The 21,127-nt window shown below is 60.5% G+C and carries 23 protein-coding genes; 7 read left to right on the forward strand and 16 right to left on the reverse strand.

Annotated elements, in window-relative coordinates:
* Positions 1–8 precede the first annotated feature (8 nt).
* Together ACF8MC_RS01165 and flgJ are read left to right on the forward strand one after the other, a co-directional pair.
* Entirely contained in the window at positions 9–1,109 is a 1,101-nt protein-coding gene (locus ACF8MC_RS01165; RefSeq protein WP_004934816.1) for a flagellar basal body P-ring protein FlgI, read from the forward strand.
* A complete protein-coding gene (gene flgJ, locus ACF8MC_RS01170; protein ID WP_060438546.1) occupies positions 1,109–2,053 on the forward strand; it encodes a flagellar assembly peptidoglycan hydrolase FlgJ in 945 nt (314 codons plus the stop codon). Before ACF8MC_RS01165 ends, flgJ begins: the two co-directional genes overlap by 1 nt.
* On the opposite strand, the gene ACF8MC_RS01175 is transcribed toward flgJ, so the two are convergent.
* A complete protein-coding gene (locus ACF8MC_RS01175; RefSeq protein ID WP_033653639.1) occupies positions 2,050–2,268 on the reverse strand; it encodes a hypothetical protein in 219 nt (72 codons plus the stop codon). The two genes, flgJ and ACF8MC_RS01175, sit on opposite strands and share 4 nt — an antisense overlap.
* Between ACF8MC_RS01175 and flgK the strand changes: the two genes are divergently transcribed.
* A complete protein-coding gene (gene flgK / locus ACF8MC_RS01180; RefSeq protein ID WP_033634988.1) occupies positions 2,261–3,910 on the forward strand; it encodes a flagellar hook-associated protein FlgK in 1,650 nt (549 codons plus the stop codon). The genes ACF8MC_RS01175 and flgK overlap by 8 nt on opposite strands.
* 58 nt (positions 3,911–3,968) lie before the next feature.
* A complete protein-coding gene (gene flgL, locus ACF8MC_RS01185) occupies positions 3,969–4,928 on the forward strand; it encodes a flagellar hook-associated protein FlgL (RefSeq protein WP_041035613.1) in 960 nt (319 codons plus the stop codon).
* A 272-nt stretch (positions 4,929–5,200) separates the two neighbouring features.
* Here flgL and sra read toward each other — a convergent pair whose 3' ends face one another.
* The 14 genes from sra to fliF all read right to left on the reverse strand — a co-directional run bounded on the left by sra (position 5,201) and on the right by fliF (position 16,436).
* On the reverse strand, positions 5,201–5,335 hold the full coding sequence (gene sra / locus ACF8MC_RS01190) for a stationary-phase-induced ribosome-associated protein (protein ID WP_086556932.1): 135 nt from the start codon (positions 5,333–5,335) through the stop codon (positions 5,201–5,203).
* A 360-nt stretch (positions 5,336–5,695) separates the two neighbouring features.
* Positions 5,696–6,478 (reverse strand): flagellar biosynthetic protein FliR, encoded by a 783-nt coding sequence (gene fliR, locus ACF8MC_RS01195; protein WP_033647774.1) that lies wholly within the window; start codon positions 6,476–6,478, stop codon positions 5,696–5,698.
* Between the two features lie 2 nt (positions 6,479–6,480).
* Positions 6,481–6,750 carry a flagellar biosynthesis protein FliQ gene (fliQ, locus tag ACF8MC_RS01200; RefSeq protein WP_004934803.1) on the reverse strand — a complete coding sequence of 90 codons (270 nt, stop codon included), beginning with the start codon at positions 6,748–6,750 and terminating at the stop codon, positions 6,481–6,483.
* A gap of 21 nt (positions 6,751–6,771) precedes the next feature.
* Positions 6,772–7,533 (reverse strand): flagellar type III secretion system pore protein FliP, encoded by a 762-nt coding sequence (fliP, locus tag ACF8MC_RS01205; protein ID WP_025303257.1) that lies wholly within the window; start codon positions 7,531–7,533, stop codon positions 6,772–6,774.
* On the reverse strand, positions 7,530–7,934 hold the full coding sequence (gene fliO / locus ACF8MC_RS01210) for a flagellar biosynthetic protein FliO (protein WP_033647771.1): 405 nt from the start codon (positions 7,932–7,934) through the stop codon (positions 7,530–7,532). The genes fliP and fliO overlap by 4 nt, the downstream gene beginning before the upstream one ends.
* Positions 7,934–8,350 carry a flagellar motor switch protein FliN gene (gene fliN, locus ACF8MC_RS01215; protein WP_004934799.1) on the reverse strand — a complete coding sequence of 139 codons (417 nt, stop codon included), beginning with the start codon at positions 8,348–8,350 and terminating at the stop codon, positions 7,934–7,936. The genes fliO and fliN overlap by 1 nt, the downstream gene beginning before the upstream one ends.
* Positions 8,343–9,347 carry a flagellar motor switch protein FliM gene (gene fliM, locus ACF8MC_RS01220; RefSeq protein ID WP_033634981.1) on the reverse strand — a complete coding sequence of 335 codons (1,005 nt, stop codon included), beginning with the start codon at positions 9,345–9,347 and terminating at the stop codon, positions 8,343–8,345. The genes fliN and fliM overlap by 8 nt, the downstream gene beginning before the upstream one ends.
* Positions 9,348–9,352: 5 nt before the next feature.
* On the reverse strand, positions 9,353–9,838 hold the full coding sequence (gene fliL, locus ACF8MC_RS01225) for a flagellar basal body-associated protein FliL (protein ID WP_039565519.1): 486 nt from the start codon (positions 9,836–9,838) through the stop codon (positions 9,353–9,355).
* 165 nt (positions 9,839–10,003) lie between these two features.
* Positions 10,004–11,224 (reverse strand): flagellar hook-length control protein FliK, encoded by a 1,221-nt coding sequence (locus ACF8MC_RS01230; RefSeq protein ID WP_103773554.1) that lies wholly within the window; start codon positions 11,222–11,224, stop codon positions 10,004–10,006.
* A complete protein-coding gene (gene fliJ / locus ACF8MC_RS01235; RefSeq protein WP_033647768.1) occupies positions 11,221–11,667 on the reverse strand; it encodes a flagellar export protein FliJ in 447 nt (148 codons plus the stop codon). The genes ACF8MC_RS01230 and fliJ overlap by 4 nt, the downstream gene beginning before the upstream one ends.
* A gap of 21 nt (positions 11,668–11,688) precedes the next feature.
* Positions 11,689–13,050, reverse strand: coding sequence for a flagellar protein export ATPase FliI (fliI, locus tag ACF8MC_RS01240; protein WP_033634977.1), 1,362 nt, complete (start codon positions 13,048–13,050; stop codon positions 11,689–11,691).
* Entirely contained in the window at positions 13,050–13,754 is a 705-nt protein-coding gene (gene fliH / locus ACF8MC_RS01245; RefSeq protein ID WP_033653642.1) for a flagellar assembly protein FliH, read from the reverse strand. The genes fliI and fliH overlap by 1 nt, the downstream gene beginning before the upstream one ends.
* Positions 13,747–14,739 (reverse strand): flagellar motor switch protein FliG, encoded by a 993-nt coding sequence (fliG, locus tag ACF8MC_RS01250; protein ID WP_033634975.1) that lies wholly within the window; start codon positions 14,737–14,739, stop codon positions 13,747–13,749. Before fliG ends, fliH begins: the two co-directional genes overlap by 8 nt.
* Positions 14,736–16,436, reverse strand: coding sequence for a flagellar basal-body MS-ring/collar protein FliF (gene fliF, locus ACF8MC_RS01255; protein WP_164104843.1), 1,701 nt, complete (start codon positions 16,434–16,436; stop codon positions 14,736–14,738). The genes fliG and fliF overlap by 4 nt, the downstream gene beginning before the upstream one ends.
* Positions 16,437–16,750: 314 nt before the next feature.
* On the opposite strand from fliF, the gene fliE reads away from it, so the two are divergent.
* On the forward strand, positions 16,751–17,065 hold the full coding sequence (fliE, locus tag ACF8MC_RS01260) for a flagellar hook-basal body complex protein FliE (protein ID WP_033638515.1): 315 nt from the start codon (positions 16,751–16,753) through the stop codon (positions 17,063–17,065).
* A gap of 313 nt (positions 17,066–17,378) precedes the next feature.
* The gene (locus ACF8MC_RS01265) at positions 17,379–19,397 is read left to right on the forward strand and encodes a glycosyl hydrolase family 28-related protein (protein ID WP_164104842.1); all 2,019 of its coding nucleotides are present in this window, start codon (positions 17,379–17,381) and stop codon (positions 19,395–19,397) included.
* Between the two features lie 50 nt (positions 19,398–19,447).
* On the opposite strand, the gene ACF8MC_RS01270 is transcribed toward ACF8MC_RS01265, so the two are convergent.
* On the reverse strand, positions 19,448–20,047 hold the full coding sequence (locus tag ACF8MC_RS01270; RefSeq protein ID WP_164104841.1) for an FMN-dependent NADH-azoreductase: 600 nt from the start codon (positions 20,045–20,047) through the stop codon (positions 19,448–19,450).
* 128 nt (positions 20,048–20,175) lie between these two features.
* On the opposite strand from ACF8MC_RS01270, the gene ACF8MC_RS01275 reads away from it, so the two are divergent.
* A complete protein-coding gene (locus tag ACF8MC_RS01275) occupies positions 20,176–21,093 on the forward strand; it encodes a LysR family transcriptional regulator (RefSeq protein WP_164104840.1) in 918 nt (305 codons plus the stop codon).
* Positions 21,094–21,127 lie beyond the last annotated feature (34 nt).

Below are 21,127 nucleotides of genomic sequence, written 5' to 3' on the forward strand. Positions count from 1 at the left end.
ATTGACTGATGCTGAAAAAATGGTTTATCGCGCTGTGCGTCGGGCTGGTGTGCTTGCCGGCGGCGGCGGAGCGCATCCGCGATCTGGTGACGGTGCAGGGCGTGCGAGACAACGCCCTGATCGGCTACGGCCTGGTGGTGGGGCTGGACGGCTCCGGCGACCAGACCATGCAGACGCCGTTCACCACCCAAAGCCTGAGCAACATGCTGTCGCAGCTGGGCATCACCGTGCCGCCGGGCACCAACATGCAGCTGAAAAACGTGGCGGCGGTGATGGTGACCGCCAAACTGCCGCCGTTCTCGCGCGCCGGGCAGAACATCGACGTGGTGGTTTCTTCGATGGGCAACGCCAAGAGCCTGCGTGGCGGCACCCTGCTGATGACGCCGCTCAAAGGCGTGGATAACCAGGTTTATGCGCTGGCGCAGGGCAACGTGCTGGTCGGCGGTGCGGGCGCGGCGGCCGGCGGCAGCAGCGTGCAGGTCAATCAGCTGGCGGGCGGGCGCATCAGCAACGGCGCCACCATCGAGCGTGAGCTGCCGACCACCTTCGGCAGCGGCGGCGTTCTCAACCTGCAGCTGAACGACGAAGATTTCACGCTGGCGCAGCAGATCAGCGATGCCATCAACCGCCAACGCGGCGGCGGCACCGCGACGCCGCTCGACGCCCGCACGATCCAGGTGCTGGTGCCGCAGGGCAACAGCTCTCAGGTGCGCTTCCTGGCGGAGATTCAAAACATTACCGTCAACGTCGGCGCGATGGACGCCAAAGTGATCATCAACTCGCGCACCGGTTCGGTGGTGATGAACCGCGATGTGATCCTCGACTCTTGCGCCGTCGCCCAGGGCAACCTGTCGGTGGTGGTCGATCGGCAGAACACCGTCAGCCAGCCGACGACGCCGTTCGGCGGCGGCCAGACGGTGGTGACGCCAAACACCCAGATCTCGGTGCAACAGCAGGGCGGATCGCTGCAGAAGGTGAACGCCAGCGCCAACCTGAACAACGTGATCCGCGCGCTGAACGCGCTGGGCGCCACGCCGATCGACCTGATGTCGATCCTGCAGGCGATGCAGAGCGCCGGCTGCCTGCGCGCCAAGCTGGAAATCATCTGATGGCCGGCGATCTGATGGCGATGTCGGGCGCGGCCTATGACGCCCAGGCGCTGAACGGCCTCAAGCGCGACGCGGCGGCCGACCCGCAGGGCAACCTCAAGCAGGTGGCCCAGCAGGTGGAGGGCATGTTCGTGCAGATGATGCTGAAAAGCATGCGTTCCGCCTTGCCGCAGGACGGGGTATTGAGCAGCGATCAAACGCGGCTCTACACCTCGATGTACGACCAGCAAATCGCCCAGCAGATGTCGCAAAAAGGGCTGGGGCTGGCGGACATGATGGTCAAGCAGATGAGCAATGCCAACACGGTGCCGAGTGAAACGGCGGGCCTGTCGCCGATGGCGTTGGACAACGAGGTGCTGCAAACGCTGCCGAACCAGGCGCTGGAGCAGATGGTGCGCCGCGCGATGCCGAAAGCTCCGCCGGCCGCCGCGCCGCTGTCGCTCAACAACGGCAACTTCGTCGCTCGCCTGTCGATACCGGCGAAGGTGGCCAGCCAGCAGAGCGGCATTCCGCATCAGCTGATCGTCGCGCAGGCGGCGCTGGAGTCCGGCTGGGGGCAGCGCGAGATCCCGACCTCAGACGGCACGCCGAGCTACAACCTGTTCGGCATCAAGGCCGGCGGCAGCTGGAACGGGCCGGTGACGGAGATCACCACCACCGAGTTCGAACAGGGCGCGGCGAAGAAGGTGAAGGCGAAGTTCCGCGTTTACGGTTCGTATGTCGAAGCGATCGCCGATTACGTCAAACTGCTGACCAACAACCCGCGCTACGCCGACGTGGCCGCCGCGCGCAGCCCGGAGCAGGCGGCGCATGCGTTGCAGCGCGCCGGATACGCCACCGACCCGCAGTACGCCAGCAAACTGGTCAGCGTGATCCAGCAGATGAAGAGCGCGGGGGAACAGGCGGTCAAAGCCTATACCCACGATTTGAAAGAGTTGTTCTAAATCCCCGTCATGCTTGTTGCCTTGCTGCGGCGCCAATTATTGAGGGGATAGGCGGTAATGAAGGCTGGCCGGAGGCTGACCGCATTGCCGCTTTTTTTCCTCAAGTTCTTCTCATTTTTGCCGATAACCGAGACAGGCTGAGCGAACAGGCTCAGCAGCTCAATTTGAACCCTGTGGGCCACCGGCGCCGCAGCATAAGGAATTCCGATGTCCAATAGCTTAATCAATACCGCGATGAGCGGGCTGAATGCGGCTCAGGTGGCGCTCAGTACCGTCAGCAACAACATCTCCAACTACAACGTGGCGGGCTATAACCGCCAGACCGCGATCCTGGCGCAGAACGGCGGCATGGCCACCATGAGCGGCTTTATCGGCAACGGCGTCACCGTCACCAGCGTCAACCGCGAGTACAACCAGTTCATCACCAACCAGCTGCGCGGCGCACAGAGTTCGTTCGGGGCGCAAAACGCCTATTACGAGAAGATTTCGCAGATCGACAACCTGTTGGCGAGCAAAACCAACCCGCTGTCGACCAACATGCAGGATTTCTTCACCAACCTGCAGAACCTGGTGAGCAACGCCGGTGACGACGCCGCGCGCCAGACGGTGCTGGGCAAGGCCAACGGCCTGGTGAACCAGTTCAACAACACCGACAAATTCCTGCGCGACATGGACAGCGGCGTCAATCAGCAGATCAGCGATACGGCGCAGCAGATCAACAGCTACAGCCAACAGATCGCCAAACTGAACGACGAGATCACCCGCTTGCGCGGCAGCGCCGGCGGCGAGCCGAATGCGTTGCTGGATCAGCGCGATCAGCTGGTTACCGAGCTGAACCAGCTGGTGGGCGTACAGGTCACGCAGCAGGACGGCGACGCCTATACCGTCTCCTTCGCCAACGGTTTGACCCTGGTGCAGGGCAGCAACACCTATCAGGTGGAAGCCGTGCCTTCCAGCAGCGATCCTTCCCGTCTGACCATCGGCTATAACCGCGGCAACGGCGCCAGCGAAGTGCCGGAAGGCCAGATCACCAGCGGCACGCTGAGCGGCGTGCTGAAATTCCGCAGCGAGACGCTGGACGGCGTGCGCAATCAGCTGGGCCAGTTGGCGCTGGCGATGGCGGACAGCTTCAACCAGCAGCATCGCGCCGGTTTCGACCTGAACGGCGACGCGGGCGGCGACTTCTTCAGCTTCAGCGGCGGCCGGGTGGTGGATAACACCCGCAACACCGGCGATGCGTCGCTGTCGGTCGCTTACACCGACACCGGCAAGGTGAAGGCCAACGATTATCGCGTCGAGTTCGACGGCAGCAACTGGCAGGTCAGTCGCCTGCCCGACAACGTGAAAGTCAACGCCACGCCGGGCACCAGCGCCGACGGCAAACCGACGCTGAACTTCGACGGGCTGGAAGTGAGCATCGACGGCAATGCGCAGGCCAAAGACAGCTTCACCGTGAAGCCGGTCAGCGACGTGGCGGGCAATCTGAAAGTGGCCATCACCGATTCATCCAAGATCGCCGCCGCCGGTAAAGACGACAGCGGCCGCGGCGATAACGAAAACGCCAAGAAGCTGCTGGATCTGCAAACCAAAAACCTGGTGGACGGCAAGGCGACCCTGAGTGGCGCTTACGCCGGCATCGTCAGCGGCGTCGGCAACCAGACCGCTGCCGCCAAGGCCATCGCCACGTCGCAGGCCAAGATCGTGACGCAGCTGGGCGCGCAACAGCAGTCGATGTCTGGCGTTAACCTCGACGAAGAGTACGGTGAGCTGCTGCGTTTCCAGCAGTACTACATGGCCAACGCGCAGGTGATCCAGACCGCCAGCTCGCTGTTCGATGCGCTGCTGAATATTCGTTGATTTTATTGTTAATCGGCGCCGATTACGGCGCCGACGCTCAGAGTAAGGAACCCACAGCATGCGCATGAGCACCAGCATGATGTACCAACAGAACATGAACGGCATCACGGGCAACCAGTCGCTGTTCATGAAGGCCGCCGAGCAGCTTTCCTCGGGCAAGCGGGTGATCAACCCGTCCGACGATCCGCTGGCGGCGTCGCGCGCGGTGATGTTGTCGCAGTCGCAGGCGGAAAACAGCCAATACACGCTGGCGCGCACTTTCGCTCGCCAAAGCGTGTCGATGGAAGAAACGGTCTTGGCCGGCGCAACGTCCACCATCGCGGACATGAAGGCGCTGATCGTCAGCGCCGGCGGCACCGAAAGCGATAACGACCGTCAGTCGCTGGCCACCCAGCTGCAGGGGCTGAAAGATCAGCTGCTGAACCAGGCCAACAGCACCGACGGCAACGGCCGCTATATGTTCGGCGGATACGTGAACGACAAGGCGCCGTTCGTCGATAACGGCGGCACCGTCAGCTATCAGGGCGGCGACAAGACGGTTCAGCAGAAAGTGGACGCCAACCGCACCATGACCATCGGCCATACCGGCAACGCGGTGTTCATGTCATTGACCAGCAATCCCAAGCCTGAGCCGGACGGCAGCGCGCCGGTCAGCAACGTGTTCGAGAGCATTGATATCGCGCTGAACGCGCTGAAAACCCCGCTGCAGGGCGCCGATGAGGCCACCAGGCAGCAGGTGAACGATGCGCTGGCGAAAGCCAACCGCGGCCTGGACAACTCTTACAACAACGTGCTGAGCGTACGCGCCGAGCTGGGTAGCCAGCTGCAGGAAATGGATCAGCTGGACAGCATCGGCAAAGAGCGCGACATGACCAACCAGGTCCAGATGAGCGCGTTGACGGATGCCGATCTGGCCGAGTCTATTTCGTCTTACTTTATGCAGCAGGCGGCGCTGCAGGCGTCGTATAAAACCTTCAGCGATATGCAGGGCATGTCGCTGTTCCAGATGAATCGTTAAGAGCAATACCCCGTTGCCTGACCGCGACGGGTTTCCCTTTAGTGCGCTTAGAAAATACCCTCTCCGCCCCGCGGGGAGGGAGGCTTCTTGAAACCGGGCGCACTCGTTTGGCGCGTCGCTTGTTCTCCCACTACTGACTGAGCGACGCGCCTTTTTTTCATCAAGAAAGAAATAATACGATTGTCACCCCTGTTTAATGCGCAACGGCATTATTGAAATCAGTGGCGGAAAAATCGTGATGGATATTATTTCCCTGACGATAAATAGTGGTGCTATTTCTTTTTCTTCACCACTTTCCATTTCCCGCCGTCGGCCGTCTCGGTAAAAGAAACTCTAAACTTGTTGCTTTTCCAGTGGGTCAAACCGAATAACCGGCGTGCCTTGCGGTTGCTTTTCGCTTTAATCATGATCTCGCTCCTGTGGTTAGCAAAGGTCGATGCTGCGCCCTGCAGCCGGCAGGCGCCGGACGCATTTATTCAGGGTGTCAGTTATCTGCCGCGCATTTAACAATGCGTGACTGAGTTGTTTTTATTTTTTACTCGAGATAAACGTATTTTATCGCCGCGGAAAATCAAGGTGATGCAAGGCGATATTTTTTGTTGCCGGGTCTATTCTAGGCCGGGGTTTTATTTATTCAAGCCGCCGGAGACATTTGAACCTTAATCCGGATAAAAGACGTTTCTCAGGCTTTTGTTCCAGGAAAGCGTTTTTATTGCCATTTTGTCTCAGAGGGAAGCGGGAGGGGAAAGAAGGGGCGGAGCAGGGATTCAGAAGGTCATGCCGCCGATCACCGCCGCCAGCCGATCGAAGATTTCACCGAACAGATGTTCGCAGAACGGCGCCAGCATCGGCATCATCATGCCCAGCGTCATGATGCCGAAGGTCATGGTGACCGGGAAACCGATCACGAAGACCGACAGCTGCGGCGTCATGCGGTTGAGCAAGCCGAGCGCCATGTTCAGCGTCAACAGCAGGCAGATCAGCGGCAGCGCCAGCATCATGCCGTTGATGAAGATCAGCGAGCCGACCTGGGTCAGCACCAGGAAGCCGTTGCCGTTCAGCGGCTGCGTTTGGACAGGCAGGGTGTGGAAGCTGTCCGCCAGCAGCGAAATCAGCCACAGATGGCCGTCGAAGCTGAGGAACAGCAGCATCGCCAGCAGGTTGAGCAGGCGCGCCAGCACCGGCATGTTCGGGCCACCGCTGGGATCGAAGAAGGTGGCGAACGACAGGCCCATCTGCATGCCGATCACTTCGCCCGCCAGGCGCACCGCCGCGAAGGCGAACTGCATGGTCAATCCCAGCGCCACGCCGATCAGAATTTGTTGAATCGCCAGCCACAGGCCGGCGGCGGAGAAGATCGGGATATTGCTGGCGGGCAGCGTCGGCGCGATCAGGATGACGATCAGCCCGCCAAGGCCGATTTTGACCTTTTTGCTGATTTGCTTTTCGCTGAATACCGGCGCGGTGCTTATCAGCGCCAGAATGCGCAGCAGCGGCCAAAAATAGTGGCTGAGCCAGACGGTGAGCTGCGCGCTGTCGAAGGTGAGCACGGTTAGCCGATCAGGGTGGGCAGGTTGCTGAACAGGGTGCGCATGTAGTCCAGCAGCAGGTTCAACATCCAAGGGCCGGCGATGATGATGGTGGCCACCACCGCCAGAATTTTGGGGATGAACGACAGCGTCATTTCGTTGATTTGGGTGGCGGCCTGCAGCAGGCTGACCACCAGGCCGCTGATCAGCGCCGCCAGCAGCAGCGGGGCGGCCAGCGCCAGCGCCACTTTCATCGCTTCGGTGCCGAGCGCCATAACCGATTCAGGTGTCATCTCGCGTTCTCCGGTCGGGGGTTACGAATAGAAACTCTGCGCCAGCGAGCCGAGCAGCAGCTGCCAGCCATCGACCAGCACGAACAGCATCAGCTTGAACGGCAGCGAGATGGTGGCCGGCGGCACCATCATCATCCCCAGCGCCATCAGCACGCTGGCGACCACCAGGTCGATAATCAGGAACGGAATGAACACCGTAAAGCCGATCTGGAAGGCGGTTTTCAGTTCGCTGGTGACGTAGGCGGGCAGCAGGATGCGCATCGGCACCGCCTCCGGGCCGGCCAGCGGTGGCTGATTGGCCAGCCTGGCGTACAGCGCCAGATCGGTTTCGCGCGTTTGGCGCAGCATGAATTCGCGCAGCGGCTGCGCGCCTTTATCCAGCGCGACCTCCAACCCGATCTTGTCCTGGCTGAACGGCAGGTAGGCATCCTGATAGACCTTGTCGAACACCGGCGACATGATGAAGAAAGTCAGGAACAGCGCCAGCCCCAGCATCACCTGGTTCGGCGGCGCCGACGGGGTGCCCAGCGCGTTGCGCAGCAGCCCGAGCACGATGATGATGCGGGTGAAGCTGGTCATCATCAGCAGCATGGCGGGCAGGAAGGTCAGCGAGGTCAACAGCACCAGCGTCTGCACCGGCAGCGACCAGCTTTGGCCGCCGTTGGCCAGCGGCTGGCTGATCAGCCCCGGCAGTTGCGCCAAAGCCGCCGGGCTGATGAACAGCAGGGCGGCAGGGAGCCAAACCGCCGGACGGCGGACGAGGGTATGAAGAGTCGAGGTCATGCCGATTTTTCCGGGCGTTTCAGAACTTTTTGCATCAGTTGGCGGAAGTCCGCCGGCGTCGCCGCGTCGGCCGCGCCCTCGTCTTTCGGCGGGGCGGGCAGGGTGTGCAGCGGGGTGATCTGCTGGGCGGTGACGCCCAATACCAGCAAGGTATCGTCGACTTCCACCACCACCACGCGCTCGCGCTGCCCGACCTGGCAACTGGCGCGCAGGTTGAGCAGCTTGTTGTTGCGCGCCTGCGGGGCGAAGCCCAGCCGGCGGAACAGCCAACCGGCCAGCAGGATCAGCAGCAGAATGCCGCCGAGCGCGCTGCTGACCTGCATCAACACCGAACCGGCCGGCAAGGCCGGCGCGGCGGGTGGTTGGCTGCTTTGGACGGTAACGGGCGCCGCGACGGTCATCAGCGGCTCAGTCGGCGCATGCGTTCGGACGGGGTGATGATGTCGGTGATGCGCACGCCGAACTTGTCGGCCACCACCACCACTTCACCTTGTGCGATCAGGTAACCGTTGATCAGGATGTCCAGCGGCTCGCCGGCCAGGCCGTCCAGCGCTACCACCGAGCCTTGCGACAGGCGCAGCAGCTCTTTGATGGTCATCTTGGTGCGCCCCAGTTCCACGGTCAGCTTGACCGGAATATCCAGAATCAGGTCGATATCCTGCAGGCTGCCGAGCGCATCCTGAGCTTCCAGCGACTTGAACACCCCTTCGGTGCTCGCGCCGGATTTCTCTGAGGACTGCTGCTCGTTAAACGCATCAGCCCACAGATCGTCTACGGATTCCTTTCCTTCGCCAGACGGTTGCTTAGGATCACTCATTGGGCTGTTCCTCACTCAGAGCATTCAAAATAGGGTTAATCAAATGTTCAACACGCAGGGCATATTGCCCGTTCAACGTGCCGTATTGGCTGGTCAGCACCGGTACGCCGTCCACATGGGCAATCAGGCGTTCCGGCTTGTCTATCGGTAATACATCGCCCGGCTGCAGCTTCAGGACTTTCGACAGCCGCATCGGGATATCGACGAAGTTGGCGATAAGCTCCAGTTCGGAGTGTTGCACCTGCTTCACCAGGGTTTCGCGCCAATGGCTGTCTTCCTGCCGCGAGTTTTCCAGCGGCGGGTTGGTCAACAGCTCGCGCAGCGGCTCAATCATGGCGAACGGAATGCAGATGTTGAACTCGCCGGTCAGCGCGCCGATCTCCACCTGGAACGGCGTGGTGACCACGATATCGTTCGGCGAAGTGGTGATGTTGGTGAACTTCACCTGCATTTCGGCGCGTACGTACTCCACGTCGATCTTGTAGATGGCGCTCCAGGCGTCGCCGTAGGCGTCCAGCGCCAGGCGCAGCATGCGCTTGATCACCCGCTGTTCGGTCGGGGTGAACTCGCGGCCTTCGACCTTGGTCGGGAAGCGGCCGTCGCCGCCGAACAGGTTATCGACGGCGATGAACACCAGGCTCGGCGCGAACACGAACAGGGCGGTGCCGCGCAGCGGGTTCAGATGCACCAGGTTCAGGTTGGTCGGCACCGGCAGGTTGCGGGCGAACTCGTGATACGGCTGGATTTTGATCGGGCCGACGGTAATGTCCGGGCTGCGGCGCAGCAGGTTGAACAACCCCATGCGGAACTGCCGGGCAAAACGTTCATTGATGATTTCCAGCGCGTGCAGACGCTCGCGCACCACGCGGCGCTGGGTGGTCGGATCGTAAGGCTTGACCTCGCTCTCTTTGCCGACTATCGCTTCGGGTTCATCACCCGCGCTGTCGCCGTTGAGCAAGGCATCGATCTCTGCCTGTGAAAGAATGCTGTCGCCCATAGTGATTACCGCAGTATGAAGGCGGTGAACAGCACATCGCTGACCACCTGCTTCGGTTGTCCCTTAACCAGCGGCGGGCTGAGCACGTCCTTAATCTGCGCCACCAACCGTTGCTTCCCTTGTTCATTGGCCAGCTGGCTCGCTTCCTGGCGGGAGAGCAGCATCAGCAGACGGCTGCGCACTTCCGGCAGAAAATCGTTCAGCTGACGGCGGGTACTTTCGTCCGGCAGACGCAGCGTGAGGCCGATGTACAGCACGCGATCCGGGTTGTTGTCCGGCGTCACCAGGTTGACGGTAAAGGTGTCGAGCGGCATGAACACCGGCGCGGCCGGCGGTTGCTGTTTGGCGGCGGCCGGTTCGGCGCCGTTTTTATGCTGTTGCAGCAGCCACCAGCTGTAGCCCGCGGCGCCACAGGCGACGACGCTGATCAACACCAGCAGGATGACCAGAAGGGGGCGTTTCGGTGCTGCGGGAAGGGTGTTCTGAGACATAGCCAAATCTAATTCCTGTTGTTCCACCCGCGGCCGGCGAGGCGGCGGGCATAGCGCGCGGCAAAGCCGCACGCATGACATGTAAAGGTATTATCGCGTCTATTGTGGCGTGCAATAGCCTGAATAGACGCGCAAATGGGTGCCAGCTTGGGCGTTTGCGGCGGCTCAGGCGAAAATATCGACGCCGTTGACCGCACTGGCCATGCGCTGCAGCGCCACCGGTGCGCTGACGCCCTCGGCGGCTGCGCCATCACCGCCATGATGTTCAGCATAGTTGGAACGACCCTGGCCGTTGGAAGCCTGCTGCTGCCATTGCGGGGTGGACTCGCCGCCCACGCTGCTTTGCCCCAGGTTGATACCGCTCTCCGCCAGCGCGTGACGCAACTGCGGCATCGCCGCTTCCACCGCCGCACGCACCTGGCCGTGAGCGGAGGCGATGTGCAGTTGTGCCTGCTGATCGTCCAGCTTTAGCGTGATCTGCAAGGCGCCCAACTCCTGTGGGTGCAGGCGCAGCTCGGCGCTCTGCTGGCCGTTGCGGTGGAACATCAGCACCTGTTGGTTCAACGCCTGCTGCCACTCCGGGCTGCCCAGCTGCGCGTTGAGCTGCGGCGCAGGCGGTGCGGTCACCAGTGCGCTGGCCGGGGCGGCCGTTTGCGTCGGGCTGGCGGCGGCCAGGGCGACAGCGTGGTTGAGCGTCGCTGGCTGCTGCGTATCGCTTGCCGGCAGCGGTTGTGCGGTGCTTGCGCGTTCGCCGTTGGTCGGTTGCGGGAGCGCCGCCTTGGCATTATCGCCGTCGGTAGCCGGCGATTTCGCGCCCGTCAGCGACGGATCAGGAGAGGCCGACGCGCGCGCAGCGGTTTTATCACCGGCCGCCGCGATGTTCAGCAGGCCGTTGCCGGGCTGCAGCGCAGTCGCCTCGTCAGCGCTTTCCACCGGCAGCGAGCGTTGGCCTTCGGCCGGTTGCGCCTGGGCGACGATCGCGGCCGGCAGCATGGCGTACAGCGCCTGCAGCGTTGCGGCATCCAGCTCTTTGGCGGCGGCGATCGGCGGCTGCGCCGGTTTATCGCCGGCGGCGGGCGCTTCGCCCTCGGTGCCTTCAGGTGAAAGCGCGTCGGCTGAGACGGTCTGGCCCGGCAGCAGGCCGCCGCGCTCGCCGAAGGTGGCCAGCAGTTGATTGAGCTGGTTGCGGCTCAGGGCCGGGGCGCGTTCTTCGTCCGCGCTCAGCGCGACCGGCGGCTGTTTGCCGTCGGCGGCGGGTGCGAAACGGGCGCCGAGCAGCTGGGCGAAAGCGGACGACAGCTGGCTCTCATCCAGCGCCGACGTCAGTTCGGCCAGGCCGCCGGCGTCGCCGGGTAAGGCCAGACCGGGCAGGGCGTTCAGATTCATGGGTTGATATTCCTTTGTGCACTGCGTTGAGCGAACTCATCCATCAGTTTTTGATCCCGTTTGTTCTCCTGCTGCTGCTCCGCCGTCAGAGCGCGGGTATGCAGGGTCTCGAAAGCGTTCAGCCGCTGTTGTTTGTCTTGCCATTGCTTCACCGCATGATCCACTTTCTGCCCCCACTGCAGCAGCTGCTGGCGGTGTTGGTCGATGGCCTGTTCCAGCGTGCCGATAAACTGCTGGTAGTTTTGCCAGCGTGAGCTGTCCATGCCGTCGCAGAGCGTATGATTCAGCTTCTGGCGGTATTCGTCCTGATAGTTGAGCAGCATCGACAGCTGCTGCTCCGCCGCCTGCTGCGCCTGCCGTACCTGGCCCAGCTGTTGCGCGGCCTGTTCCACCGCATCCTGCGCCAGATCTCGCAGGGTAATCAGGGGGGATTGTGATTTCATCGCTGTGCGCCTCTGGTGACGTTAAACAATCAACTGCTGCAGCTGTTGACAGGCTTCATCATAGCCGCTGCGTTCAAAGATGCCCTGTTGCAGGTAGGCTTCCATCTGCGGATACAGCGTCATCGCTTTGTCCAGCAACGGATCGCTGCCCGCCGCGTAGGCGCCGACGCTGATCAGATCGCGGTTGCGCTGATAGCTGGCCAGCATCTGTTTGAAGGTGCGCACCCGGCGGTAATGCTCTTCGTCGATCAGCGACGTCATGGCGCGGCTGATTGACGCTTCGATGTCGATCGCCGGGTAGTGGCCGGCTTCCGCCAGGCGCCGGGACAGCACCACGTGGCCATCGAGGATGGCGCGCGCCGAGTCGGCGATCGGGTCTTGCTGATCGTCCCCTTCGGTCAACACGGTGTAGAAGGCGGTGATGGAACCGCCGCCGCTGATGCCGTTGCCCGCGCGTTCCACCAGCGCAGGCAGCTTGGCGAAGACCGAAGGCGGGTAGCCTTTGGTCGCCGGCGGCTCGCCGATGGCCAGGGCGATCTCACGCTGCGCCATGGCGTAGCGGGTGAGGGAGTCCATGATCAGCAACACATGCTGCCCGCGATCGCGGAAATCTTCGGCGATGCGGGTGGCGTAGGCCGCCCCCTGCATGCGCAGCAGCGGCGAGACGTCCGCCGGCGCGGCGATCACCACCGATCGCGCCCGGCCTTCGGCGCCGAGAATGTTCTCGATAAAGTCTTTGACCTCGCGGCCACGTTCGCCGATCAGGCCAACGACGATCACATCCGCCTGGGTATAACGGGCCATCATGCCGAGCAGCACGCTCTTGCCGACGCCGGAGCCGGCGAACAGGCCCATGCGCTGGCCGCGGCCGACGGTCAGCAGGCCGTTGATGGTGCGCACCCCCACGTCCAGCACCTGCTCGATCGGCGTGCGCTGCAAGGGGTTGAACGGCGCGGTGATCAGCGGCGCGCGGTAACCGGTTTCCGGTGAAGGCAGGCCGTCGAGCGGTTTGGCGCTGCCGTCCAGCACCCGCCCCAACAGGGCCGGGCCGAGCGGCAGCTGTTTGCCGGCGCTTTGGCCTTCCGGCGCGATGCGGGCGTAAACCCGCGCGCCCGGCACGATGCCTTCCACCTCTTCCAGCGGCATCAGGAACAGCCGCTGGCCGTTGAAGCCGACCACTTCGCTTTCCACTTCCTGCACCTCACCGGCGTCGTGCCGTTCGATAAGGCAGGTCGCGCCGAGCGGCAGCTGCAGGCCGGTGGCTTCCAACACCAATCCGGTGGCGCGGGTCAGGCGACCGTAGCGGCGTACCATCGGCGCGCGCGCGATGCGTTTTTCCAGCGTATCCAGAGAGCTCAGCCAGCGGCCGAGACGCGCGGTCATCAGACTTCTCCCGGTGCCGCCAGGCGGCACAATTCATGCCAGCGCGTCGCCAGGCTGGCGTCGAGATCGCCTTCCTCGGCGCTGACCTTGCAGCCGCCCGGGTGCAGCTCGCCGTCCGCCAGCAGGCGCCAGCCGTGCAGGCTGAGGGTGACCCCCAGCTGCTGCTCGACGCGCGAGTAGTCGTCCGGGTGTACCCGCAGCTGCGGCTTGCCGTTGAACATCGGTTCCTGCTGGATCAGCTGTTGGATCTGCGCCAGCAGGGCGGTGCCGTCGCACACCGGCGGCTGGCCCAGCACCTGCTTGGCGGCGGTCAGCGCCAGCTGCATCAGCCGCGAAGCGATCACGCTGTCGAGCGCGTCCAGCGTGTGCTGGAATTCGGTGACCAGCTGCTGCCAGTGGGCGGTCAGCGGCTGTTGCTGCTGTTGCGCTTCCAGCAGCCCTTGCTGGCGGCCTTCCTCCAGTCCGGACTGAAAACCGGCCTCATAGCCTTTTTGCTGGCCGTCGGTATAGCCCAACTGTTGGCCCTGTTGCTCCGCCTGCAGGCGCAGCGTCGCCAACTGCTGTTGCAATTCGGCCTGTGCGTCCGGCGACGGATCGTCAAGTTCGAGATCCGGCAACTGCGGCAGTTCGATCGCCGGTTTCTGTTCGCCCAGATCGTTGAGCGACCAGGGCTGCCAGGGCAGGGTGTTAATGCGATCAGACATAGGTGTCCTCGCCGCCGCCGATGATCATTTCGCCGCTTTCCGCCAGGCGTCTCACCACCAGCAGGATGGCTTTCTGCTCGTTCTCCACCTGCGACATGCGCACCGGCCCACGGTTGGCCAGATCGTCGCGCAGGATGTCGGCGGCGCGTTGCGACATGTTCTTGAGGAACTTCTCGCGCAGCGGCTGTTCGGCGCCTTTCAAGGCGATCAGCAGCGACTCGCCTTCCACTTCCTGCAGCAGGCGTTGGATACTGCGATCGTCGACTTCCACCAGGTTTTCGAACAGGAACATCTCGTCGATGATCTTCTGCGCCAGCTCGCCGTCGTATTCGCGCATCGCGTCGATGACCGCTTCTTCCTGCTGGGTTTTCATCAGGTTGATGATCTCGGCGGCGGTGCGCACCCCGCCCATTTTGCTGCGTTTGAGGTTCTGGCCGTCGAGCAGGTTGTTCAGCACTTCGGTCAGCTCCGCCAGCGCCGCCGGCTGCACGCCGCCGAAGGTGGCGATACGCAGCATCACGTCGTTGCGCAGGCGTTCGTCGAACAGGGCCAGGATATCCGCCGCCTGGCCGCGTTTGAGGTGCACCAGGATAGTGGCGATGATCTGCGGGTGTTCGTCGCGGATCAGATCGGCGGCGCTCTGCGGCTCCATAAAGTTGAGCGTTTCCATGCCGGTGGTGGTCTCGCGCGATTCGAGAATGTCTTCCAGCAGGCTGGCGGCACGCTCTTCGCCCAGCGCCTTGACCAGCACCGAACGCAGGTAGTCGCTGGCGTTGACGCTCAGCGCCGCGTATTGCTCGGCGTCGTCTTCGAACTCGGTCAGTATTTCGCCGAGCTGTTTGTGTGAAACCTGGCTCATGCCGGCCATGGTGCCGCTCAGCAGCTGTACTTCGCGCGAGGAGAGGTGTTTGAACACCTCCGCCGCGCGATCTTCACCCAGCGTCATCAGCAGGATGGCGCTTTTGTCGGTTCCGGTCAGGCTCATATCTCGTTACTCATCCATTGGCGGATTACCAGAGCGACCACGCGTGGGTCTTTGTCAGCCAGATCGCGGATCCGCTGGCTCTGGACTTCTGCGCTGACGCGTTGCTGCGATTTACGACGCTGCGCCAGCTCCTCGTTGCTCGGTTTGCTGCTGTCGACCGCTTTGGCGGCAGGGGCGTTGGCGGCGGCGACCTGTTGCGCCGCCTGGCGCTGTTGCAGCTGCGGCCGCACCAGTTTGCGCCACAGCAGCCAGGCCACCAGCAGCACCAGCAGATAGCGGCCCGCGTCGATCAGGCGATCGATAAACGACTGGCTTTGCCAGAACGGCAGTTCGCCACCGGTCACCTGAGTGTCGGTAAACGGCGTGTTGACCACGTTCAGGGTGTCGCCACGGCTGCTGGAGTAGCCCATCGCTTCACGCACCAGCGCTTCGATCTGCGCCAGCTGCTCTTTGCTCATCGGCTGCGGTTTGCCGTCTTTATCGGTGCCCAGATAGTTGACCACCACGGCGACCGACAGACGCTGCACGGTGCCGGCTTTTTGCTGGGTGTGACGAATGGTGCGGTCGAGCTCGTAGTTGGTGGTCGCGTCGCGACGGGTATTTTGCGGCACGCCGTTGGCCGCCGCGCTGCGGGTGGTCGCGGCGTTTTGCGCGGTCGCGTTGGCATTGGCATTGTTGCCTGCGGCGGTGGCCGGCTTGGCGGTCTCAATCGGCGCGGTGGCCGGCGCGCTCGGCTGATTGGACAGCGCGCCCGGCACGCCGCCCACCTGTGGCCCGCCGATCTGCTCGCTCAGGCTGGTTTGCTGCGAGCGGATAGCGGCTTTGTCCGGCTGCTGGTTCGGCTGGTACTGCTCATCGGTTTGTTCGCGAGTGGCGAAGTCGATCTGTGCCGTGACCTGCGCACGCACGTTGGCGCTGCCGACCACCGGGGCGAGGATCGCTTCGATGCGGCGCTGGAAGCCGTTTTCCACTTCGTTGGCGTATTTCAGCTGCGAGGCGTTGAGATCGCGCCCGGTGCCGTCGGACTGCGTCAGCAGGCGCCCGGCCTGATCGACCACGGTCACGTTGCCCGGCGGCAGGCCGGCGACGCTGCTCGACACCATATAAACGATGGCGTTGATCTGGCCGTCGTCCAGCGCACGGCCGGGTTGCAGGGTCAGCGTCACCGACGCGGAAGGGGATTTCTGTTCGCGCACGAACAGCGAAGGTTTAGGCAGCGCCAGGTGAACGCGGGCGTTTTGCACCGGCCCCAGCGATTCGATAGTGCGCGACAGCTCGCCCTCAAGGGCGCGCTGATAGTTGATCTGTTCGCTGAATTGGCTGATGCCGAATTTTTCCTGATCCAGCAGTTCGAAGCCGACGGCGCCGCCCTTCGGCAGCCCTTGCTGCGCGAGGCGCAGGCGGGTTTCATGCACCTTTTCCGCCGGGATCAGCAGCGCTGCGCCATTCTCGGCGAAGCGGTAAGGGATATTCATCTGCGTCAGCTGGGTGACGATGGCGCCACCGTCGCGGTCGTTCAGATTGCTGTACAGCACGCGGTAGTCAGGGCTTTTCACCCACAACAGCAGCGCGACAACGATGGCGATCGCGGCGGAGGCGGCGACCAGCAACGGAATTTTCGGGTTGGCGCGCAGACGATTCCAGATGGCCTGCAGGCCGTTGTCGCGGCTTTCGCCGGCGGTTATCGAAGCACTCATTTTAGGTCTCGTCCTTCAATGGCGCTCACGATCCCGTATGGGCCGCTGAGCAGCTCCCTGCCAGGCTGATGAACGGTATGGTTAGCGTTGTGTGACAAAACAGACTCCCTGATACACATATCTTCTAAATAGCGGCGCTCCCATTTCTGGGCAGGCCATTATTCGCCTTATCAGACGATTCCGATTGCCCGATAAGCCGGGTTTTTTGCAGTTAATTAGCCGCTTTAGGTCTGAAAACGCTGTGCTAGGGTGTGCATCATTGGAGAAGTGCAGGGTGAAACGTCACCCGGCGTGACGAGATGATTGAGGACCAGATGGCGATTCAGGGCATTGAAGGGGTGCTGCAGCAGATGCAGACCATGGCGGTTCAGGCCGGCAAGATGGGGCAGAATACGGCGCCGCAGGGCGTCAGCTTCGCCAGCGAACTGACTGCGGCACTCGGCAAGATCAGCGAGACCCAGCAAACGGCGCGCAAGCAGGCGCAGGATTTCGAACTGGGCGTGCCGGGCATCAGCCTGAACGATGTGATGGTCGATCTGCAGAAATCATCGGTCTCGCTGCAGCTGGGCGTGCAGGTGCGCAACAAGCTGGTCGCGGCCTACCAGGACATCATGAATATGCCGGTGTGATGCTACGCGACATCAGCGCGGTTTCCACCTGCTGAAAGCGGTCTGACTGGGCGGAGGTCGGCCGCTTTATGGCCTTAACCCTTTTCTTCTCTGTGCTTACACACCTCGCTGTATATAGCGCTCCCATTATTTTTCGTGAATCACCCATTATTCGGTCAATAGCGGGTTTCCCCGCTTGGCAGTGGTCCTGTAGTGTCTGAAACAGCGGTTCTAACTCTTTGATTCTGGGAATTCTTGATACGTTCATAACACGGTACGCTGCCGTAGTCTGTGCTCGTTATTTTCGTTCTTCTGAATATACATTGAGGTGTTTATGAATAATTTAAGTACCGCTGTCACCGTAATTAATGATACTGATGTGACCTCGCAATTAGGCAGCATTAATAATGGCTATACTAATGTGCACGCGCAAATTGGCGTGACGCTATCGCGATTCGGAGCCGATCCTACGGGAAATACCGATTGTCGTGAAATATTTCAACAGGCATTGGATTACGCGGCGACAACGCAGCATAAAACCGTCTGGATCGATGGAACCTTTCTTATCACCGGCGATGTTTCGTTAAAAGTACCTGTTGGGGTCACCGTCAGAGGCTATCGTACTGGGCGAAATCAAAGCATAATAACAGCTGGTTTTAATCCTAAAGCTGAACCTTCGGTGTTGTTGGTGCGTACAAAACCAGCAACACAGGGGGTGCCAGGAACTAATCTATTCGAATGTACAATCAGTCCTTCATTTGATGGGTTCGTCATTTATTATGATGAACAGCCCAAAAATATCACTGATCCGGCAATGTTTATCCAGTATGGTTATACTTTTCACACCGTAGGGCGTTCATGTTCAGTTACTAACATCCTATATGCTGGTGCTTGGAATTTTTTCTCGCAGCAAGGTGAGGCTCCGTTCTGCCAAAATATTTATGGTTTTGCTTATGGCACCGATTTTCATGTGGAGAAGTGCGCCGATGTAGGGGTTTTTGATAATATTCATTGCAATCCTAATGTGGTTCGGCCTAATTTTAGTACTATCACCGCAGCGGCGAAGCTGGAAACAAGCATTATGTTTGATTTTTCAGAGCATGACGGCATGATGTTGAGCAATATTCATGGTTTTGGTAAAGGAGTTGTGTTCAATAATGATCAAAAAGGAACCACGCGATTAATGACGTTGTCAGGTAGCAATTTTCTTTTTGATAAATGTGGCACGCTGGTTAATTCGAATGCTTCCGGTGCAAGAATTGTGGATTTCTTTGGCGGAACATTCATTCATGACTATGCGCGCTTAAAGGGGATGATGACGCTAAGTAACTCAACCCAAACACAGGTAGCGCAGTATTATCTCAATGGGTGGAAGTTCCAACTGGGTTCTCCCTTACTGGGGGAAAGTACAGACACTTTCTTTTACTTTGCTGACCCTGCGGGTTGCAGCTTGATTCTGAGCTCAGCGATTTTGCCATCAAAGGGAAAATTAGATTTAAACAACCCATTGCAAAGCAATATGATGAATGGTGACATTACCATCGGAAGTCGGCTGATTCATCTTGAAAGAACCTATGGCAATTATATTTCTAACTCCCGTTTGTTGACTGTTGACCAGAATAACGGGATGCCTGTGGGTTTTAATATTTCCGGTAACGGTGTTAAGGTTGTTGCGCAAGAGGTGACAAGCAGTAATACTGCGACGTCCTATTATGCCGGATTATTAAATAGGACCTTTGATGTCAACCAGAGCGGTACGATGACTGTTATGGCTTATGCAACTGCTGTCGGCGACTCTCCAGGTATCCGGGTGACGGTAACCGATGGTAACTATACTGAGGCGACAAAAATAGAGAAAAAAATCCCGTGGACGATTGAAGGTGGCTATCATGTGGCGCGTATTACTATTGAAAGCACCCCTCTTTATTCTATTTGGGATATCTGCTGTGCAGCGCCATCGATATCGGGCGGCGTATTGCGAATGCATAGTGTGTCGTTGACACCTTCACCGGTATTTAATTACTCGTCTGAATTGAGAGAGCCGCCTTTATTAAAGTCACAGGTGGGCAGTGTGGCAACAACGATGTCGCTTCAAGCGAACACTCCTACGATGCTTCAACGCTCAGTGTGGGGGAAAACAAGTGGAGTGGCCAGGGTTTATTTAAAAACTGCTACGACGGTTGCTATATTTACACTATATAAATTGCAAGATAGTGATCCTGTCACTGTCGTTAAAGATGTTTACTATCAAGGTGGTAATGATGTTTTAAATCTTACGTGGCCCACTGGCGGCCGCTTAACACTTTCAAGCAGCGCCGGTGGGAATATACAAATACGTATTGATGGTGCTTAGGAGAATAAATTAAGCAATGGACTGTCTTTAATCCTATTGATGTTTTTGCTTCAGCCCACCAACGCCACGATCCGCTGGTGGGCATTCGCCAGCCCCTGAGTGAGGCCGTACGGTTTCATATCCAGCCCTTCGGCATAGATAAATTGCACCTCGCCGATCCCCATCAGCCCCAGCACCGAGCGCAGGTAGGGCGTCACGGCGTCGGTCGGCTGGCCGGCGTGTACGCCGCCGCGTGAACTGAACACCACTGCATTGACGCCTTCCACCAGCCCGACCGGGTAGGTGGCGGTATAGTTGAACGTCAGCCGGGCGCGGGCCACCAGATCGAACCAGTTTTTCAGCTGGGTCGGGACGTTGAGGTTGTACATCGGCGCGCCGATCAGCAGCAGATCGCTCCCTTTCAGTTCGGCGATCAACCGATCGGAAAGCGCCACCGCCGCTTTGGCGCGTGGGCTGATGTTATCTGCGCCGCGCAGCGCACTGAACAGCTCGCCGTCCAATACCGGCAGATCCAACGCCGTCAGATCGTGTTCGACGATCTGATCTTCATATTCTTTGGCCCGACGTTCTGCCAGATAGCGGTCAATCAGGCTGTTGGTCTGCGAGTCGTTTCCCATAATGCTGGATTTGAGCACCAGTATTTTTTTCATGCTGTTGTCCTCAGACGGTAATTGGCGGTTTCACCGGGCATTCCGGAATGACTGCAGGTTATCATTGCTCGATCTTCACCAGTGGTGATAGGTTTTCACTTCATTGATTCCAATTTGGAAGCATTAAGATGAAAAGCGATCTCAGCGCGCTGCCGGCCTTTGTCGCCGTGGCGGAAGGCGGCAGTTTTGCCGCCGCCGCAGAAAAACTGCATCTGACGCGCTCCGCGGTCAGCAAAATCGTGTCGCGGCTTGAGGCGCGGCTTGGCGTGATGTTGTTTATGCGCACCACCCGCAGCCTGAGCCTGACGGATGAAGGGGCGCTGTACTATGAGCACTGTCGGCAGGCGTTGGCGAACGTTCAGGCGGCGGAAAACCAGCTGGACAGCGGCAAGATGCAGGTCAGCGGCCGGCTCAGGATCTCGATGCCGGTGTTGTTCGGCCATCTGTGCATTGCGCCCTTGATGACGGCGCTGGCGAATGAGCATCCGTTACTGTCGTTGGAAATTTCGTTCAGCGACCGCAGGATCGATCTGATCGACGAGGGGTTCGATCTGGCGGTTCGCATCGGCGAACTGGCGGACAGCGGCAGTCTGGTTGCCCGACGCCTGGGCGAACACGGCATGCTGCTGTGCGCTTCGCCCGACTACGTGCAGCGCTGCGGCGCACCGAATTCGGTGGAGGCGTTAAGCCGGCATCAGGCGGTGGGGTATCTGCACGCCGGCGCCGTGTTGCCCTGGCAACTTCGCGGTGAAAACGGCGAGCTGCGGCCGTTCAGGCCACCGGCCAAGATGATGATGGATGACATGCAGGGGATCGTCGATGCCGTTTCCGCCGGCGCCGGTATTGCCTGGCTGCCGGAGTGGCTGGTACGCGAACGGCTGATGGCCGGGACGCTGGTGGAGATCATGCGCGGTGAGTCCAGCCTCAGTTTTCCGGTGAATGCAGTGTGGCCCTATATGCCTTACCAACCGCTCAAAGTGCGGCTGGCGGTGGACAAACTGGTGGCGGAGCTGCCGGGCAGGCTGACGCGGTTCGCGTCGGCCTGAGGGTGCATGTGGTGGCAGCGGTCCAAGGGACGCT

This window comes from Serratia sp. LACPHL-BACT-2024-00286, from assembly GCF_043109535.1.
GTDB classification, from domain to species: domain Bacteria; phylum Pseudomonadota; class Gammaproteobacteria; order Enterobacterales; family Enterobacteriaceae; genus Serratia; species Serratia sarumanii.

Excerpts from the sequence above, each read along its gene's own strand:
- ACF8MC_RS01165 (WP_004934816.1), top strand. The coding sequence starts at position 9 with ATGCTGAAAAAATGGTTTATCGCGCTGTGCGTCGGGCTGGTGTGCTTG.
- flgJ (WP_060438546.1), top strand. The coding sequence starts at position 1,109 with ATGGCCGGCGATCTGATGGCGATGTCGGGCGCGGCCTATGACGCCCAG.
- flgK (WP_033634988.1), top strand. The coding sequence starts at position 2,261 with ATGTCCAATAGCTTAATCAATACCGCGATGAGCGGGCTGAATGCGGCT.
- flgL (WP_041035613.1), top strand. The coding sequence starts at position 3,969 with ATGCGCATGAGCACCAGCATGATGTACCAACAGAACATGAACGGCATC.
- sra (WP_086556932.1), bottom strand. The coding sequence starts at position 5,335 with ATGATTAAAGCGAAAAGCAACCGCAAGGCACGCCGGTTATTCGGTTTG.
- fliQ (WP_004934803.1), bottom strand. The coding sequence starts at position 6,750 with ATGACACCTGAATCGGTTATGGCGCTCGGCACCGAAGCGATGAAAGTG.
- fliP (WP_025303257.1), bottom strand. The coding sequence starts at position 7,533 with ATGACCTCGACTCTTCATACCCTCGTCCGCCGTCCGGCGGTTTGGCTC.
- fliO (WP_033647771.1), bottom strand. The coding sequence starts at position 7,934 with ATGACCGTCGCGGCGCCCGTTACCGTCCAAAGCAGCCAACCACCCGCC.
- fliN (WP_004934799.1), bottom strand. The coding sequence starts at position 8,350 with ATGAGTGATCCTAAGCAACCGTCTGGCGAAGGAAAGGAATCCGTAGAC.
- fliM (WP_033634981.1), bottom strand. The coding sequence starts at position 9,347 with ATGGGCGACAGCATTCTTTCACAGGCAGAGATCGATGCCTTGCTCAAC.
- fliL (WP_039565519.1), bottom strand. The coding sequence starts at position 9,838 with ATGTCTCAGAACACCCTTCCCGCAGCACCGAAACGCCCCCTTCTGGTC.
- ACF8MC_RS01230 (WP_103773554.1), bottom strand. The coding sequence starts at position 11,224 with ATGAATCTGAACGCCCTGCCCGGTCTGGCCTTACCCGGCGACGCCGGC.
- fliJ (WP_033647768.1), bottom strand. The coding sequence starts at position 11,667 with ATGAAATCACAATCCCCCCTGATTACCCTGCGAGATCTGGCGCAGGAT.
- fliI (WP_033634977.1), bottom strand. The coding sequence starts at position 13,050 with ATGACCGCGCGTCTCGGCCGCTGGCTGAGCTCTCTGGATACGCTGGAA.
- fliH (WP_033653642.1), bottom strand. The coding sequence starts at position 13,754 with ATGTCTGATCGCATTAACACCCTGCCCTGGCAGCCCTGGTCGCTCAAC.
- fliG (WP_033634975.1), bottom strand. The coding sequence starts at position 14,739 with ATGAGCCTGACCGGAACCGACAAAAGCGCCATCCTGCTGATGACGCTG.
- fliF (WP_164104843.1), bottom strand. The coding sequence starts at position 16,436 with ATGAGTGCTTCGATAACCGCCGGCGAAAGCCGCGACAACGGCCTGCAG.
- fliE (WP_033638515.1), top strand. The coding sequence starts at position 16,751 with ATGGCGATTCAGGGCATTGAAGGGGTGCTGCAGCAGATGCAGACCATG.
- ACF8MC_RS01265 (WP_164104842.1), top strand. The coding sequence starts at position 17,379 with ATGAATAATTTAAGTACCGCTGTCACCGTAATTAATGATACTGATGTG.
- ACF8MC_RS01270 (WP_164104841.1), bottom strand. The coding sequence starts at position 20,047 with ATGAAAAAAATACTGGTGCTCAAATCCAGCATTATGGGAAACGACTCG.
- ACF8MC_RS01275 (WP_164104840.1), top strand. The coding sequence starts at position 20,176 with ATGAAAAGCGATCTCAGCGCGCTGCCGGCCTTTGTCGCCGTGGCGGAA.